This is a genomic window from Pseudomonas sp. 2725, assembly GCF_050434585.1.
Classification (GTDB): domain Bacteria; phylum Pseudomonadota; class Gammaproteobacteria; order Pseudomonadales; family Pseudomonadaceae; genus Aquipseudomonas; species Aquipseudomonas jessenii.
Genome location: NZ_JBNDIV010000003.1, coordinates 584720 through 601448 on the forward strand (window position 1 = coordinate 584720; position 16729 = coordinate 601448).

Sequence of the window (16729 nt, forward strand, 5' to 3'; positions counted from 1 at the left end):
TCGCTCTGCGCGGGTTACCGGGCAATGGTCAAAGCTATCAAGTTGTCTGACTGCTTTGGCCAAAGCCCGCTGGGCATCAGGAGGTGAAGCGCACCCCGGGCCTGGCGCGTTCGTCCACGATCAGTTCGAACACATCCGGCCGCGCGTAGTGGCCGACCACGTCATAGTCGTAGCGGGCGCGCACCAGGTCGTCGGTGTCGATTTGCGCTGTAAGCAGCCCGGCACTGTCGCGCAACGGTCCGGCGAGGATGTCGCCCATGGGGCCTACGATCACACTGCCACCGGCAATCAACGGTCGATCCGCCGGCCAGTTGGCGATGTCCAGGCCCAGGGCCTGGGGCGATGCCTGGACCTGGCAGGCGCTGACCACGAAACAGCGCCCCTCATGGGCAATGTGGCGCATGCTGACTTGCCACATCTCCCGTTCGTCCACGGTCGGCGCGCACCATACCTCCACGCCTTTGGCGTACATCGCCGTGCGCAGCAGCGGCATCATGTTTTCCCAGCACACCAGCGCACCGACACGCCCGACCTGACTGTCGATCACCGGCAAGGTCGAGCCATCGCCCTTGCCCCAGATCAGCCGCTCGGTGCCGGTGGGCATCAGTTTGCGATGTTTGCCCACCAGCCCGGCCTGCGGATCGAAGTACAGCGCGGTGCAGTACAAGGTGCTGCCGGCGCGCTCGATCACGCCGATCACCAGATTGGCTGCGGTGCGAGCGGAGAGCGCCGCCAACGCCTCGGTTTCCGCGCCGGGTACATCGATGGCATTGACAAAATAGCGGGCAAAGGCTTCGCGCCCTTGCGGCAGGCGATAGCCCAATTGCGTACCAAAGCCTTCGCCTTTGGGATAACCGCCCAGCAACGCTTCCGGCATCACCACCAACCCGGCGCCGGATTCGATGATTGCGTTTTCATAGGACAGGATCTGTTCCAGGGTTTCAGCCTTGCCGCCGGGCAAGGCGCCGATCTGCAGGGCCGCGACAATTGATTTGGCCATCTTGGAAACTCCATTCGCATCAGGTGTTGCTCATTCTCCTGCGTCAGGTAATCATCAATAAAGACCGATTCACTGCTGAATGATATGAACGAAATGAATATCACCGACGTCGACCTCAACCTGCTCAAAGTCTTCGAAGCGCTGCACGAAGAGTCCAGCGCCAGCCGTGCCGCGCTGCGCCTGGGCGTGACGCAATCGGCCGTCAGCGCGGCCTTGCGTCGCTTGCGCGAGCTGTATGGCGATCAGCTGTTCGTGCGCACCGGACGCGGCCTGGCCCCCTCGCTCAAGGCCAATCAGCTCAAACCAGTGGTCAGCGATGCCCTGAACAAATGCCGGCAGAGCCTGGCGATGGTCGATCCGGCTGCGCAACAGTACGAAGGTCGCTCGGTCACGGTCGGCATGTCGGATGATTTCGAGATTTCCTACGGCCGGCGGCTGATCGAAGAGATCGCCCGTTGCGCGCCGAAACTGCGGCTGATTTTCCGCCAGACCCACAGCCAGATCGTCGCCCAGGCGTTGATGGAGCGCAGTATTGACCTGGCGATTGCCGCGGGCGGGTTTGCCGAGCGGTTGCTCAGCCGTCAGGTGCTGGGGGAAGGTGGCTATCTGTGCCTGGTGGACCCGTCGAGCCTGGTCGAGGGCCAGCAGAGCATCGGTCTCGAGGAGTTTGTGGCCCGCGAACACATTCTGGTGTCGTCCGGCGGTTTTATCGGGATTACCGATGAGGGCTTGGCGGCGCTGGGGCTGAGCCGGAGGGTGTGCGCCTCGACCACGCATTTTGCCGCGTTGCCGCACTTGCTAAAAGGCAGTCGGGCGGTGGCGACCATTCCGGCCCATGCCGCCCAAAGCATCGCAACGCTCAGCGGGCTGGTGCTGCTGCCCTGCCCCCTGGCGTTGCCGCGCTACCCGATCGAACTGGGCTGGCGGACCAGCACCCAGCTCGACCCGGTGCTCTTGAAAGTGCGCGAGGCAATCGTCGCGAGTTTCGCCTGACAGCCGTTGTTACTTGTTGGCCGCCATCAGGCGATTGACTTCACTGCGCACCATGTTGGCGTATTCCGGCGGCGACATGCCGTCCAGTTCGGCGCGCACCCATTCGGCCCATTTGCCTTTGCGCTTGGCCCGTTCGCCGAACAACCTCGCAGCCTCACCCTTGGCCTTGCCCAGGTTGTTTTGCCAGAGTTCGAACAGTCGGGATTTCTCGTCTTCAAGCGCTGCGCGCTCGGCGAGGGGTTTGTCGGCCAGATTGAAGCTCATGGGAATTTCCTGCTGCGTAAAATAGGCGACATCTTACACTGTAGGACGAAAGGTCCTGCGCCGGTTTTTCAGCAAGATGGCCTCCCCGGGCAAAATAGCTGCAACTTTTCCGACGACGGCAGACTCCATTGTTCACTGTCCACTTACCTGCAAGGAGTACTTCAATGGCCCGCAAAACCGCCGTGCAAGCCGCCGAAGATCAAATCAAGGATCAAGCCTTCAGCGAACTTCAAACGCTGATCGAAGAATCGGAAAAGCTGCTGAAAAGCGGCGCCTCGCTGGTCGGGGAAGAAGCAGAGACCCTTCGTGGACAAATCGCCCTGAAACTCCGACAGGCAGGGGATTCGGTGAGCAGCGTACGCGACCGCACCCTGCCCGCGGTCGAGGCCACTGAAACCTATATCGGCGGGCATCCATGGCAAACCGTGGCGATTTCCGCCGGGTTCGGCCTGGTGGTGGGGTTGTTGCTGGGACGTCGCTAAGCACTGGCAAAGACTGAACCCTGTGGGAGCGGGCTTGCTCGCGAAAGCGGTGTGTCAGCAACTTGGATATTGGCTGACACACCGCTTTCGCGAGCAAGCCCGCTCCCACAGGGGGTTGGGGCGTATCTAACGGATCACTCCCCCGCCAGCTCCCGCAAGTTCGCCAGTGTCTTGGCATCCAGCTCAATGCCATTGACCTGCGACTTCGCGCGTTGATGATGACGCCGGTCACCCGGCAAACGCTTCAGGCCAACACCGTGCATTTGCCGCACCAGTTCCTGGCTGCGCTCGGCAAAGCTTTGCCCCGCTGCCTTGTCCGGATCGATCACGATAAGCAACTGGCCAGTCCAGGGGGTCTTGGCACCAGGGTGGTTCTTCCAGTCGAACTCGAAGGAAAAGTTGCCACCGGTCAGTGCCGCCGCGAGCAACTCGACCATCATCGACAACGCCGAGCCCTTGTGCCCGCCGAAAGGCAGCAACGCGCCGCCCTCGAGAATCGCCTTCGGGTCCGTGGTCGGCTGGCCGAGACTGTCCACGCCCATCCCTTCCGGCAAGCGTTCACCTTCGCGGGCGGCAATTTGCACATCGCCATGGGCAATGGCGCTGGTGGCCAGGTCGAAGACAATCGGCCCGCCCTCGGCCCGCGGTGCAGCGAAGGCAATCGGGTTGGTGCCGAACAGCGGCCGGTCGGCACCGTGGGGCACCACGCAGGTCATGCTGTTGACCACGCTCAATGCCACAAGGCCCTCTTCAGCGAAGGGTTCGACATCCGGCCACAAGGCCGCGAAATGGTGCGAGTTACGGATCGCCAGCACCGCGATGCCGGCACTTCGGGCCTTCTGCACCAGTAACTCGCGTGCCGCCGCCAGGGCCGGCTGCGCAAAACCGTTATTGGCATCGACCCGCACAAACCCTGAAGCCACATCTTCGACCAGCGGAACGGCCTGGCCATTGACCCAGCCGCTTTGCAGCGTCGAAACATAACCAGGAATGCGGAATACCCCGTGACTGTGCGCGCCGTCGCGCTCGGCACCGGCGCAGTTTTGCGCCAGCACCCGGGCAACTTCGGCCGACGTGCCGTGACGCAGAAAAATCTTCTCCAGCAAAGCGCTCAGCGCTTCGAGTGACAGGTGTGACGGGACCGCGGTAGAGGCGTGATCGTGTGGCGCAGACATCTGAAGCTCCAGACTGATTATTGGAGGGAACAACAGCGTACAAAGACCCGCCGATTAACAACGCGCGGCGTGCGACCTGTCAACCTTTCGCTCAGGGTCGATGAGGTCTATCCCTGTCACAAACGCCCGCGACCCGTGCGTTATCTATTTACCACCCGCGTCAACGCACCGGCTTTTAGTCTCGATGCTCAATCCACAGGCGCCTTTGAGTGGCACCTAGAACGAGACTCGACGATGTCTACACCATTAACTCCGCTGTTTTTCCCCGAGGCGCTGACGTTGCGCGGTCTCTGGAGAGAACTTGGCCAAACCCACGGGCTGACGCGAAGGGACTTCGAATGGTTCAGCCATATCGAACTGGCCACCCAGGCACTGCGCGACGAGCAGACGCCGCCCATGCTGGCGAAGAAAATCCTGCTGAAAATCCCTGGACTGGAACCCGTGGCGCTGGCCGGCAGCTTTTTGCTGACTGCGACACCCGATGACAATGGCGTGATTCTCTACACCCCGTACGCGGGAATAAAAAAGTTCGTCGACCGTACGGCCCTGACCGAACAACTGGTGACGCAACTCAAAGCGGCCGGTGAAGACGACGACCTGCTGGCCTTCATGGCGCTGTCTCAACGCAAGGCCGTGGTGGGCGCCACCGAAATCGAACTGGACTTTCAAACCATCGACGGGGACGTGTTCGAAGACCAGCGCAACACCCTCTCCACCCAGCAGCAACTTAACGACCAGGCCCTGCTCGACGAATTGAAAGCGCTGCCGTCCCTGACCTCTCTGCTCGACACATTGCTGAGTCAACGTCTGGCGGCGTCGTTTCCCGGTCTGGATCAGAGCCGGACCCAAGTGAACTTCTACCTGGCTACAACGCCAGAAAATGCGGGCGAAAGCCATCCGGCGCGACGCTGGGTCAACACCCTTTCCCTGAGTGACGCGGTACTCCTGCACTATCGCCATCAGCGTTGGCCATCCGGGCAGTCCCATGAATTTTCCCATCCGGGAAAGTCCCCGGCAAAAGCCGACCAGCCACTCTGGGAAACAGCCGTCACGACAATCTCGCGCCAACTGATCGGCCTGCTGATCGGGCAGCTCGAAGGTTTCTGGGCTGCGGCGAGTACCGAAGGTGCATCGCGTCGCCAGTTCTTCGGCCAGGCCATCGCCGACCAGGCGAGGGTACAACTGCTGCTCAAGCGCGAAGCCGGGATCATCACCCCTGAGCAAAGCCAGGACTTGCACGCGTTGATCTCGACGGCCAGCCGGACGAACAAAGCTATGACGGTCGAAACCGTGCGTCTGTGGGAGTACCAGGCCAACTATGTAGAGTTGGCCGGCTCACTGATGGTCAGCGCCGGCAATGCGTTTCTCTACACGCCCACCGCAGGCCTGCAGGTGCTCGAGAACTATCAGGACTTGTGCGATACGGTGCTGAGCAAGTTCAGTGCGGCCGGTCATGAGGATGAACTCTATGGTCTGCTGAGCCTGGATGAACGCCAGCGTTTCATTGGTTTTGACCGGCCGAATGTGACCGGGGAAGTGATTGGCGGCGCGATCATCCCCAAGCTCTTCGACGGGATCATCAGCAAGCAACGGCATAACATGGAATATGCCCTGCAGGTGTTCCGTCACAGTGACGGCAGCGTGGACATCCACGCCCTGTTCGACAAGGCGCTGGATATCCGCTCGATGATCAGCGAGCGACTGCTGACGCTGGATGCCGGCGGACGCTGGAGCACACGCCCCGTGTTATCCGGCAATCAGCATCCCTCCACCGTGCTGGCCGATACAGCGGCAGCTTTCGTCAAAACCTTCCGCGACATCGAAACACTGATCAACGCGGATTTTGCAGCACAACCGGTTGCGTCTATGGCCTTGCAACGGGTCTATCTGGAAAACATGAAACCCCGCCTGGCCCATGCACTTGCCGTTGGCCTGCGTGGCGAGGCCAGCCTGCGGGTGCTTGGTGCAACATTGCGGGATGCGGATCGGGCCATTGTCGAAACAGTCTTCAACCCGGACCAGCCCGACCGGCAAAACCGCCTGTCACTCAAGGGTTTCCGCCCCGATGCCTACTCGTTGACGCTGGAGCGCTCCGGCCAGCAGGATGTCCTGCCCCTGGCCCATTGTCTACTCGTGACCGAGCGTGGCGGACTCGATCCCTCGCATTCCGGCCGGACGATCCTGTGGACGCCCGCCGAGGGCCTGGAAGTCTTTGACACCATCAGTCGTGCACGGCTGGAACTGAACCGCCGCCTGCTCGAGCCGCAGCAACGCCTGGCGCTGCTGGAAAACCTGACCCCGGCCCAGCGCGTCTTTCACCAACGCTACTCACTGGGACCGTTGCGGCTGATTGAAGGGTCTGTATTGGAACGGGTCGCGCAATCGTCCATCGAGCACTTTTTGGCTCGCTGCGAACACGTACGTACTTTCGACCTGAGCGACACGAAGCAGAAAAAAGCCCTTGAAGACCTGACCACAACGGTCCTCAACACCAACCTGGGAAGAGCCACGTCGATTGCCCGGGCGATCAGCCAGCAGCAGTCCCTGCCCGCCTGGCTGGGAATGGCTCCGCTGCAAGAGCAGCGACTGCACCTTGAACTGCTGGAGCAATACCGCCACAGCGTTGTTGAGGACAAAGACTATTTACACGGGACCAACCCCCTCAAGTCGTATGTGCAGGAAACACTGAAATCGTTGCTCGCCAGCCGCTTCCCCGCAACAGCGCTGGACCCTGACAATATCGAAATCACCCCGGACCTGGCCCTGGTCGGCCCCGCCCGGAGCCTCACCGAGTTCGCCTTGCAGCACATCAACATTGCGCAAGGCACAGGGTTCAAGGTCGGGTCGTCGACCACTCAAACGCTGCCCCGGAATCTGGATCAGGCGGCTGTCCGCCAACTGTTGCGATCACTGGACATCGCGCAAAACTACGCCAAACAGGTCACGGACAGCTTGTCGAATCAAGCGGCCGACGTCGAAAGCAAGATGTTGCGCTTCGTCAAGCAACTGCCCTGGCAACTGCTGCAACACGCGCACGAACTGAAACTGCAGCAACGGCTTTCCGACAGCGCTTTCGATTTGCTTCGGCAAGTATTCGACATGCCGGACGCCATCGCCCGGGCGACCGTAGAAGGTGCTCACGCCATTGCCCGACCATTGGAACTGATCAAGACAACCGGCGCCGCCGCCGTCAAGGCGCTGGGCCTGTACCTGATTGGTCCAGGCTCGGGCAAGGCAGGCCCGCAAATCCTCTATGCCCCTTACCACCCGGGTGGTTCACCCTTCGTTGAATTCAACAATGAGGCCAGCGTTGTTTCGGCACTCAACACACCGGGGCCATTGCAGGACATGTTGATACGTCGCCTGCCGGACAGTGAGCAAACGGTGTTTCGCAACCTGTTGGAGTCCACCGTCGGCCAGTCGAGCGAAATCACCCTTGCGTCCAACCCCATCGACGGAAACCTGCTCACCCATTTGTTCCATGACAACACCCAACTGTTGGTGAAGATGCTCGCCACCCAGTCACACGCTAGCGGTCAGTCGGACTGGGAGGCCGTTAAACACCTGTTCGGCGCCGGCATCGAGCGCATTTCAAGCCTGCTGCCGGGCAAACTCGCATACGTGCAGTTTCTTTGGAAAGCCTACAAGGATGCCCTCAATTCGGCCGAAGCCTTGCAGGACCATCATTGGATGACCGCGTTGCGCGAGTTTATTGCCGGGACGGCGCAAATCCTGTCATTGGGCCGGCTGTCACTTGATGGATGGGGCGAAAGCGCCCAGGAAACCGGTGAAGCCGTTGCTCCACCGGCTGTCACCCTCGTGATCGCTCAACCCTGGTCGAAGATTCGGTCGACAGCAGCAATGCGCACCCGGCTGCAACCGTTCGAAACCACGGTTGAACTCAAGGACCTGGCGAAAAACAGCACTGACGGCACCTATCTGGACGCGGGCAGCAAGAAAACCTATGCCGCCATTGCCGGAAAGGTGTACGGCGTGAACAAGACCGGAGCGGTCTGGAGAACGGTCAAAGGCAAGGAAGAAGGCCCCGTGTTAACGACTACTCCTGACAAACAATTGGTCATCGACCCGGATTTCCACACCGTTCACTTCGGCAAAGTCGTCTCGAAAATGCACAATCAGTATGCCAACGCCTATGTTGCGCGGGCGGTCCTGAACATCGAGGCCCGGGGGATGGACGAAATCCGGGCAAAGCATCCCGCTAAAGCCCGCATGATCGTGCAGGCCATCGACATGGCTCGTTATTATGCGTTCAACAGCCTGCACAATCTGGTGCAACTCAGGAAACTCCTCCCGGGCACACGGCTCGATACCTTCCTCAAACAGTTCTTTGATGTTGGTCAGGTCGACAAAGCACTGCTCGAAAAAATCAAACAGGCCATCGTCCCCGTCTGCAACGCGCTGGTCGATCCCGATGAAGACTGGATGAACTCGCAACGCTTTATCGTGGGTTCAAGTCGGGACCCGAAGGACAACCTCATCGCGTTTGTCGTGGACAAGGATCTACAGCGCAATGTCCATTTCACGGAAAAATTCTTCAATCAACAACTCGACTGGTACAAATCCAGCCTGACACAGCCCTTCGATGTCGACGGCCACAGCCAGGCCGCGACCCTGATACACGAATTCGCTCATTTGTTTTCCGGGGCCGTTGACATTGCATACCTTGAGGCCAGGCTGCCGTTCAGCGATCTGGTAGCGTCGGTCACCGGCTATGGCGCGGCAAAGAAACAGTCTCAGCTGGATTTCCAGCGAGAAGCCTTATCGATGAAAACGCCGAAAGAGGAACTGTTCGCACGCTGGAACAGTGGCCTGCAATCCTGGATCAGCCTGGATTCGATTCCGGATTCTTATCACATTGGCAAGGCCATTCTACGGCTGACGGGCAGCCAGACCATGGATAAGGCACGGGAAGCTTTTTTAAACAGGCAGGAATCGAAGTTCCGAACCGATGTCATTTTGCACAATGCCGACTCGATCGCCTTTTTGATCTGCGAATTGGGCCGGCAACTAGACCCGGTGCCGGTCACTCCGACCGCTGAAACCTGACCGCGGCGTAACAACGCGCAGATCCCCGGGTCTGCGCAGCACAACGGTGTTTGACTTGATGTTTTTTTCACGCACCCTATGGATACTGTTTATTCGACAACAGATGTTCCAAAGGCGATGCGTTGAAAAAAAACAACACATTGATGGTTAAATGCCATGACTGATGTTCTCGCAGACTTCCCCCAAGGTTAGAATGCAGGAAATCAGGAAGGGCCAATGACCGACCACACACTTTCGGAAGCCGAATTCGACGCTATCACCGATGCTGCCGCGCATTGGTGCATGCGTCTGCACGCCAGTGACTGCACCGAGCAAGAGCGCCAGGCGTTCGAGCAATGGCGTGATGCACATCCGCTCCATGCCTTCGAGTACGAAGCGATGCTGGAGATCTGGGATGTCGCCGGCGAGTTGCCTCGTCCCGAACCCGTCGTGCCGCTGGTTCGCCGCCAACCCGAAACCCCGTGGCGCCGCCTGGCCATTGCCGCGGCGGTATGTGCCCTGGCACTGCCTTTGGCCGGTTATGGCGGCTGGCACCTGGGCTGGGTACCGAACGCGTACCAGCATTTCGAAGCGACCGACAATGTGCGTACCGTCACGTTGAAAGACGGCAGCCAGGTGGAGCTGAACCTGGGCAGCGAGCTGACGTACAGCAACTACAAGGATCAGCGGCAAGTCACGCTGGATAAAGGCGAAGCCTTCTTCAGGGTCAGCCATGACACCCGCCACCCCTTCGTGGTCAAGGCCGCCGAAGGCCGGATTCGCGTGACCGGCACCCAATTCAACGTCTGGATGTATGAAGACCAGGTCAAAGTCAACCTGATCGAAGGATCGGTACTGGTCAGCAGCAACGCCGACCTGCAAGGCGATGGTTTGCGCCTTGGCCCGGCGATGCAGGCCAGGTATCGCCGCGGCGACTTCATTCCCCGCATCAGCCAGACCTATGACAATGACAGCTCGCTGGCCTGGCGCCAGGGCAAGTTGGTGCTCGACGATCTGGCCTTGAGCGATGCGCTGCCGTTGATCAATCGCTACCTGGACAAACCGTTGATGGTGGCTGACCACAGCACCGGCTCGATCCATATCGGCGGCATCTACAACATCAAAGAGATCAACGGCCTGGTAAAGTCCTTGCCGCGGGTCCTGCCGGTCTACCTGACCCGTAACCAGAACGGCAATCTGGTGGTCAACGCGATTCCGCAAATCTCCCCGAAAAGCTGAAAAGGCCGCCACCCTTGCGGATGCGGCCTTCAGCATTCATGCGAAACCCCACTACCTTACTGCGCGGCCACTTTTGCATCCTGCCGGCGGATCGTCTGCACCTGATAGTCCGGATCGGACAGGATCTGTTGCTCGGTGAAAGGCAGTACGCTCCATTGCTTCCTGGAAAAGGCCTGCGTCTGGTCCCGTGAATACTTCGAGGCCGGGTCGCTGGACAACGAGAATGCCAGCAGCCCTTTGGCCTGCGGTCCGTTTTCGTCAAAGGTCACCACTTGCAGATAGCTCGTGCCGCTGACCACTTCGCGCTTGCCATCGCTGCGCGGTACGCTCTGGATGGCGTTGTAGACCCCTAACGTTCCCGGCCCGCCGTGGATCGGTGTCTGTTGTCCGCCGCTGCTGACCACCTGGATATCGCCCCAGCGACTGTCCGGCTTGAGTCCTGCCGCCTTGACCTGTTCAGCCGAAGCCAGCATCGCTGCCCTTAGCGCCTTCGCCACCTGCGGGTGATCGACTGCCAGACCCCGTGGGGTATGTTGCGGATCCCGCGGATCGAATGCCACACGCCATACGTCCGGCACCGACTCCAACGCCTCCATGACATTCTGGAAGTGCACAAAGCCCAAACCGCTGCCCAGGTTGGCGTTGCGGTCCCAGGCCTTGAGGCTGGCGCACAGTGGCGCGAGCGTTTTGGCATCGGTACCGAGATCCGCCGCGCAGAATTGCAGCAGGTCCGGCATCACTAGGCTGGCTTGATAAACCCGATCGTCCATGACCATGTGTTGCAAGTCCGCTGCCTCGACCTTGCCGGCCTGGGCCAGCGCGCTCAAACGGTCCAGGGCAAAGCGCGAGCGCAGCCCCAGTGGCTGACTGTCCTGGCTGATCAACGGCGAATAGCCGGTCAGCGGTTGCGCCGGGTTGGCCATCCATGCCGAGTCGTTGGAGTGCTGGACAAAGTCCTTGCGTAGCAACTGCGGCAACTTGTCCGCAGCATAGATACCCTGTTGTGCAGCCTGCGGGTCGATGTCCCAGGCACAGGCGCTGTTGGAGCCGTCGAGAATGATCATCTGCAAGCCAGCGCGCGGATCGCTGCATTGCGCCAGCTTGTCGACACTGACGTTGGGCACCACCGAGAGGTTCATGTACAGCGTCTGCCCCTGATCGTCCGCTGCCAGCGTATTGACCCACGGAATGCCCTGGATCTCGTGCACCGAAGCCTGGAAATCCTTTAGGTTTTCAGCGCGGTTCATCGCATACCACTGCTGCAGAACCCGGTCGTTATCCAGATTGGCGTCGCGCAGGCTGTAGGCGTATTGATGATCCCAATCCAGTTTTCCCGGCCATTGCACCACCGGACCGAATTTCGAGCTGTAGACCTCGTGGGAAATTGCCCGGACCTGTCCGTCCGCCTGCCTGACGTTGACGGTCACGGTCTGCTTGTCCATCGGCAAGGACTGGCCGTCGAGCAGGTAACGGGTCGAATCCTTGGGATCGAGCTGCAGGCGATACAGCGTGAAATGCCTGGACGAATCCACGGTGTGGGTCCAGGCCAGATGTTGATTGAAACCGATGTTGATCACCGGCAGGCCGGGCAACGCCGCGCCCATCACGTCCAGTTTGCCGGGAATGGTCAGGTGCATCTGATAAAAACGCATGCCGCCCACCCACGGAAAGTGCGGATTGGCCAGCAACATGCCGCGTCCGTTGAAGGAACGCTCGCTGCCGACCGCGATGGCGTTGCTGCCACGGTCCAGGGCAAAACGCTGCATCCGCGTAGCGGCCACCTGGAACGCTGCCTGTGCGCTCGACGCCCGGGCCACGGCCTGGGGCGGCGTGGCACCGGCCAGGGCTTCGGCAAACTGGCCGACGCCACCTTCGACCAACAGGCGCCGGGTCAGCTTGACCAGATCCGACGTGGTAATGTCGCGCACCCAATCTCCCTGGCACTGCGGCGGCAATCCCTGGACGCGACGCTCGCTCAAGGAGCGGTTGTACCCCGCCACATAGCCTTCGACCAACTCACGCACTGGCGGGGTCTGGGCCTGCCAGAAACCGGCGACGGCTTGCGGAGTGTTCAGCCAGGTGAAAAATACATCGCTGGCCAGGTTCTCGCGCTCTTCGACGGTGAACTGATCCGGCCCGAAATACCGCGAACGTTCACCGTTGACCGTAATGATTTCGTTGGCCAACAGGCACAGGTTGTCCTGGGCGTAGGCATAGCCGATGCCGTAGCCGAGCCCGCGCTCGTTGTCGGCGCGGATGTGCGGCACGCCGAAACCGGTGCGGCGGATCTCGGCGCTCGTTTGCGCAGGCGTATCACTCGCGCTCGCCGCAAAGCTCAGCCCCAGGCTCAACCCCAGAGTCACACCCACCAGGCTCAACCTGGTTAACTGGCTGGAAATAATCACGCTCGCTCCTGATCGAAAAAACGATGGTCACGGCTGCGCCTACCCACGCGCACCGGGCCTCCCTGTAGGGACGAAGCTCACTACAAAAATTTTAGAGATTACTGCGCAACGCCCCATGGTCTGACAGGTTGATCACGCGATGGCGACAAAATTTCTACATTCGAGCCTTCATGATTCGGGCTGCTCATACGTCTAATGCTGTAAGAGCGCCCATTTTTTCCTGATCAGGCTCTGAAAGGAGTTTTGCAATGTACAACTCGCAACTGCCAACGGACGGTAGCAACGCGCCAAAGGGTACTTCCATGGGAGTCGGCGTATTCGAGCCGCGTACCGATCGCCACGGCAACGAGCGGATCAGGGTCCTGCTCAAAAGCTTTGGCCTTCGAACCAGTCTGATCCGCCTGAAAGTCATCGATGCCCTGCTGACGGCCGCCGAAAACGACCGCAGCCTTGGTGTGCGTGGCGTGCACAGCCAATTGCTGGACCTGGATATTCCCCTGTCCTTTCTCAGCGTGCGTGAAGTGCTGAAGCGCTTGTGCAGCGAAGGCGTGATTGTCCTCAACCCCGACAAGAGCTACAGCCTGCATCCCCAGGCTGCTGCCATTTTGCGTAACCGATGATCGAATGATCAGGCTTTGACCTTGCGGCGCATCACGCCATTGATGACCACCACGACCACCGCCACGCCAATGGCGATGTACTGGAACAGTTTTTCGCTGATGACGCCGGTGTTCTGCAACCAGGAAAGGCCAAACATGATCCCCAGCACCACCAGGGAGATCAGAATCGAGTATTTCAAACGTTGCGACTGAGTCATTGCGGGTTCCTGAATCTGAAAATGTATCCGGTTTGTATCGACGCGCATGCCAAGCGCTTACCCTGTTTCGGGGATAAGCGGCTACAAGCGGGGTCTCATGTTACAGCCGATGAAGAGTTTTGGCTTCATTACGGCGATAACCATGAGGACTTTCAAATGTTGCGTCGAATCACATTGCTGATTCCCCTGCTTGCCATCCTGACCCTGAGCGGATGCATTGTTTTCCCCCACGGGGGCTGGCATCACGATCACTATGCCAACCATGGCGGACCAGGTTACTACCCACATCGTTAACAGTGGCTCAACGGCCTGAATCCTTTCGGTAAAAGTCATTGCCCGGCTGGGCGCACAGTCCCACCAACCAATCGACGAACACACGCACCCGCCGGGATAACTGGCGGTGCGGCGGATAAAGCGCCGTCATCGGCATGCCCGGTGGCGGCACTTCCCTCAGCACTTCACACAAACGCCCCTCCTCCAGTTGCCGGATTTTTACACCACCGGCACCGACGCCCGCGAAGCCACGGCCACCCTGCATCGCGCGCTGGAACTGGGCGTCAACCTGCTCGATACCGCCGATATGTACGGCCCGCACACCAATGAAGAGCTGATCGGCAAGGCCATTGCCGGCAAGCGCGATCAGGTGTTCCTGGCCAGCAAGTTCGGGATCGTCCGCGATCCGGCCAACCCCACCGCCCGTGGCGTCAACGGTCGGCCGCAATACATTCGCCAGTCCATCGACGGCACGTTGAAGCGCCTGGGCGTGGACACCCTCGACCTGTATTACCAACACCGAATCGACCCGCAGGTGGCCATCGAAGAAACCGTCGGTGCCATGGCCGAACTGGTCAGTGCCGGCAAGGTACGTTATCTGGGCTTGAGCGAGGCCTCGGCGGCGACCCTGGAACGAGCGCACAAGGTTCATCCGATCAGTGCGTTGCAAAGCGAGTACTCGTTGTGGAGCCGCGATCAGGAAGAAAACGGTTGCCTGGCGGCCTGCCAACGCCTGGGCGTCGCCTTTGTGCCTTATAGCCCATTGGGCCGAGGGTTTCTGACCGGCGCGTTGAAAAGCCCGGATGATTTCGCGGCCGACGATTACCGTCGTTTCAGCCCGCGCTTTCAGGGCGAAAACTTCGTGAAAAACCTGCTGCTGGTGCAACAGGTACAAGCGCTGGCGGCAGAAAAAGGCGTGACGGCGGGCCAACTGGCGCTGGCGTGGGTACTGGCCCAGGGTGATTACCTGATTCCGATTCCGGGCACCAAGCAACGTAAATACCTGGAAGAAAACGTGGCCGCTCTGGAGGTGACGCTGAGCGCCGAAGAACTGCACGCGCTGGATGCGGTCTTTACGGCAAATGCCACCGCTGGCCTGCGTTATCCGGAAGAAGTCATGAAGCTGCTCGACCGCTAAGGGTCGCCGGCCCGCTCAATGAACCGGGCGGGCCGGGCAACAGGGCGTCAGGCTTCGTCCGAGAGAACAGTGCCCGGCCTCACCATGGGGCCGTTGCTTTTGCCATAAGTTTCCAGGTTTTGCAGCACGTAGATCGCTTTCTTGAACTCGGGAACCAAGTAATTGGCGTACTTGTTACCCTTCAGATTGTTGTTCTGGATGTTCTCCAGTTGCGTCGCGAAATATTCCAGTGCATTGAACTTCGCATCAGGGTCCTTGATGCCAAACCGGTCGAACTTGTCACCGGCATTACTCAGCGTGACGGCCGTCACATCACTGATCAGGCCGCGTTCTTTCAGTAAGACACTGAGACTGCCCATGGATTTGACTGAAATATTAGTGGGATCAAAACCCTTCATCTGCTTGCGCAATTTCATCTTGTCCATCTTGACCGTATCCAGTTCAACTGGATTGTTGCCCACCAGGTCAAGCATCTGCCTGACCTTGACGCTCTGGGGAACAGACTTTGAGCTGCTGGCGGTATCTCGAACCAACAAGCCCGCCTTCGGGGTCCAGGCGCCGGTATAACCGATAGTCATTGAAAACTCCTTCTTTTTGATCAAGTTAGAAGGTCAGAAGTATCGGCCGGAGCACTAACGCCACCAAACTTTAATTCAGCGCTTTAACAATTTTCGTACAATTAAGATACATGCTGTAAAACTTCATGTTTATTGGGCTTCGGAAGATTGATGAATAGTCTTTCAGACTTTTCGTACAGGGCGGATAGTTGGTTTATATCAACACCAATACTTACCCTCCACATTTCAAGCTGACAATTTTGTAATGTCCCCCTCATCTCCCTGACAGCGTTGATCTACCATCATTGAATGGCCTATCTTGTAGCAACTGGAAACACTCCTTGAATACCTGACCCATAAAAATGGTCAGAATGCGTTTTTTGCCCGTTAGCCGAGACGAATCCCATGCGAAACCCTCTGCGTCTGATCGCCCTGAGCGCCCTGTTCATGTCTTCCCTGGTCCAGGCCGCCGACCTCATTCCGATCGAGGTTCATCGCGACGCCAATTGTGGTTGCTGCAAAAAATGGATCACCCACCTGGAGGCCAATGGCTTCAAGGTCGATGACCACGTAGAAGCCAGCATGAGCGAATTCAAGCAACAGCACGGCGTGCCGCCACGCCTGGCGTCGTGCCACACCGCATTGATCAATGGCAAATTCGTTGAAGGCCATGTCCCGGCCGATCAGGTCCTGGCCTTGAGCAAACGCGACGATCTGCTGGGCGTCGCGGCCCCCGGCATGCCCATGGGTTCGCCCGGCATGAAAATGGACGGCATGAGCGATGCCTATCAGGTCATCGGCCTGAAAAAGGACGGCACTGACGTGGTGGTTGCGGACTACCCCGCCCATTGATGTCCGGCGCGTACTTCGGATTGTTTTTCGCGGCATTCGGTGCCGCCACGCTGCTGCCGTTGCAATCCGAAGCCGTGCTGGTCGGACTGCTGCTCAGCGATCGCTATTGGCTCTGGGCACTGCTGGCGGTGGCAACGTTCGGCAACGTTCTGGGCTCGTTAATCAACTGGTGGCTGGGGCGTGGGATCGAGCGGTTCCACGACCGACGCTGGTTTCCGGTGAGCCCCCGGCATCTGGAAAAGGCCCGGCTTCATTACCAACGCTACGGCCATTGGTCATTGCTGCTCAGTTGGCTGCCGGTGATCGGCGATCCGCTGACGCTGGTCGCCGGGGTCATGCGCGAGCCGCTGGGGCGCTTCCTGCTGATCGTCACCCTGGCCAAAGGCGCCCGCTACAGCGTGCTGGCGTTGGCGACTTTGGGCTGGATGGGTTGAACCTTCAAGGGCGGCGATTGCCTGTGATTAATGCCGCCCTAATCGTGTCGATCC

At 59.4% G+C, this 16729-nt stretch carries 13 protein-coding genes and 2 pseudogenes; 8 read left to right on the forward strand and 7 right to left on the reverse strand.

Features of this window, described 5'->3' with window-relative positions:
* Nucleotides 1-76: 76 nt before the first annotated feature.
* Nucleotides 77-1000, reverse strand: coding sequence for a carbon-nitrogen hydrolase family protein (locus tag ABIE16_RS10470; protein ID WP_429521071.1), 924 nt, complete (start codon nt 998-1000; stop codon nt 77-79).
* A gap of 84 nt (nt 1001-1084) precedes the next feature.
* Here ABIE16_RS10470 and ABIE16_RS10475 point away from each other — a divergent pair, with 84 nt between their 5' ends.
* Nucleotides 1085-1993, forward strand: a complete 909-nt coding sequence (locus ABIE16_RS10475; RefSeq protein WP_429521072.1) for a LysR family transcriptional regulator — start codon at nt 1085-1087, stop codon at nt 1991-1993.
* 9 nt (nt 1994-2002) lie between these two features.
* On the opposite strand, the gene ABIE16_RS10480 is transcribed toward ABIE16_RS10475, so the two are convergent.
* Nucleotides 2003-2257 (reverse strand): hypothetical protein, encoded by a 255-nt coding sequence (locus ABIE16_RS10480; protein ID WP_007970091.1) that lies wholly within the window; start codon nt 2255-2257, stop codon nt 2003-2005.
* Between the two features lie 164 nt (nt 2258-2421).
* Between ABIE16_RS10480 and ABIE16_RS10485 the strand changes: the two genes are divergently transcribed.
* A complete protein-coding gene (locus tag ABIE16_RS10485; protein WP_429521073.1) occupies nt 2422-2739 on the forward strand; it encodes a DUF883 family protein in 318 nt (105 codons plus the stop codon).
* Nucleotides 2740-2873: 134 nt separating this feature from the next.
* Here ABIE16_RS10485 and ABIE16_RS10490 read toward each other — a convergent pair whose 3' ends face one another.
* Entirely contained in the window at nt 2874-3914 is a 1041-nt protein-coding gene (locus tag ABIE16_RS10490) for an Ldh family oxidoreductase (RefSeq protein ID WP_150814030.1), read from the reverse strand.
* Nucleotides 3915-4148: 234 nt separating this feature from the next.
* On the opposite strand from ABIE16_RS10490, the gene ABIE16_RS10495 reads away from it, so the two are divergent.
* The gene (locus ABIE16_RS10495) at nt 4149-8981 is read left to right on the forward strand and encodes a dermonecrotic toxin domain-containing protein (protein ID WP_429521074.1); all 4833 of its coding nucleotides are present in this window, start codon (nt 4149-4151) and stop codon (nt 8979-8981) included.
* Between the two features lie 216 nt (nt 8982-9197).
* On the forward strand, nt 9198-10199 hold the full coding sequence (locus ABIE16_RS10500) for a FecR family protein (RefSeq protein ID WP_429521075.1): 1002 nt from the start codon (nt 9198-9200) through the stop codon (nt 10197-10199).
* A gap of 56 nt (nt 10200-10255) precedes the next feature.
* Here ABIE16_RS10500 and ABIE16_RS10505 read toward each other — a convergent pair whose 3' ends face one another.
* Nucleotides 10256-12604, reverse strand: coding sequence for an acylase (locus tag ABIE16_RS10505; RefSeq protein WP_429521076.1), 2349 nt, complete (start codon nt 12602-12604; stop codon nt 10256-10258).
* Between the two features lie 248 nt (nt 12605-12852).
* Between ABIE16_RS10505 and ABIE16_RS10510 the strand changes: the two genes are divergently transcribed.
* Entirely contained in the window at nt 12853-13224 is a 372-nt protein-coding gene (locus ABIE16_RS10510; RefSeq protein WP_057714705.1) for a hypothetical protein, read from the forward strand.
* Nucleotides 13225-13232: 8 nt separating this feature from the next.
* Here the strand turns inward: ABIE16_RS10510 and ABIE16_RS10515 are convergent, their stop codons facing one another.
* Together ABIE16_RS10515 and ABIE16_RS10520 are read right to left on the reverse strand one after the other, a co-directional pair.
* On the reverse strand, nt 13233-13421 hold the full coding sequence (locus ABIE16_RS10515) for a hypothetical protein (RefSeq protein ID WP_090455405.1): 189 nt from the start codon (nt 13419-13421) through the stop codon (nt 13233-13235).
* Between the two features lie 301 nt (nt 13422-13722).
* Nucleotides 13723-13908, reverse strand: a pseudogene (locus tag ABIE16_RS10520) (LysR family transcriptional regulator); the annotation flags it as partial.
* Between ABIE16_RS10520 and ABIE16_RS10525 the strand changes: the two are divergent.
* Nucleotides 13903-14832, forward strand: a pseudogene (locus ABIE16_RS10525) (aldo/keto reductase); the annotation flags it as partial. The pseudogenes ABIE16_RS10520 and ABIE16_RS10525 sit on opposite strands and share 6 nt — an antisense overlap.
* Nucleotides 14833-14879: 47 nt before the next feature.
* On the opposite strand, the gene ABIE16_RS10530 reads toward ABIE16_RS10525, so the two are convergent.
* The gene (locus ABIE16_RS10530) at nt 14880-15410 is read right to left on the reverse strand and encodes a hypothetical protein (RefSeq protein ID WP_429521077.1); all 531 of its coding nucleotides are present in this window, start codon (nt 15408-15410) and stop codon (nt 14880-14882) included.
* A 384-nt stretch (nt 15411-15794) separates the two neighbouring features.
* Here ABIE16_RS10530 and ABIE16_RS10535 point away from each other — a divergent pair, with 384 nt between their 5' ends.
* Together ABIE16_RS10535 and ABIE16_RS10540 are read left to right on the forward strand one after the other, a co-directional pair.
* On the forward strand, nt 15795-16241 hold the full coding sequence (locus ABIE16_RS10535; RefSeq protein ID WP_429521078.1) for a DUF411 domain-containing protein: 447 nt from the start codon (nt 15795-15797) through the stop codon (nt 16239-16241).
* A complete protein-coding gene (locus ABIE16_RS10540; protein ID WP_090455409.1) occupies nt 16241-16675 on the forward strand; it encodes a YqaA family protein in 435 nt (144 codons plus the stop codon). Before ABIE16_RS10535 ends, ABIE16_RS10540 begins: the two co-directional genes overlap by 1 nt.
* The last annotated feature ends 54 nt before the right edge of the window (nt 16676-16729 follow it).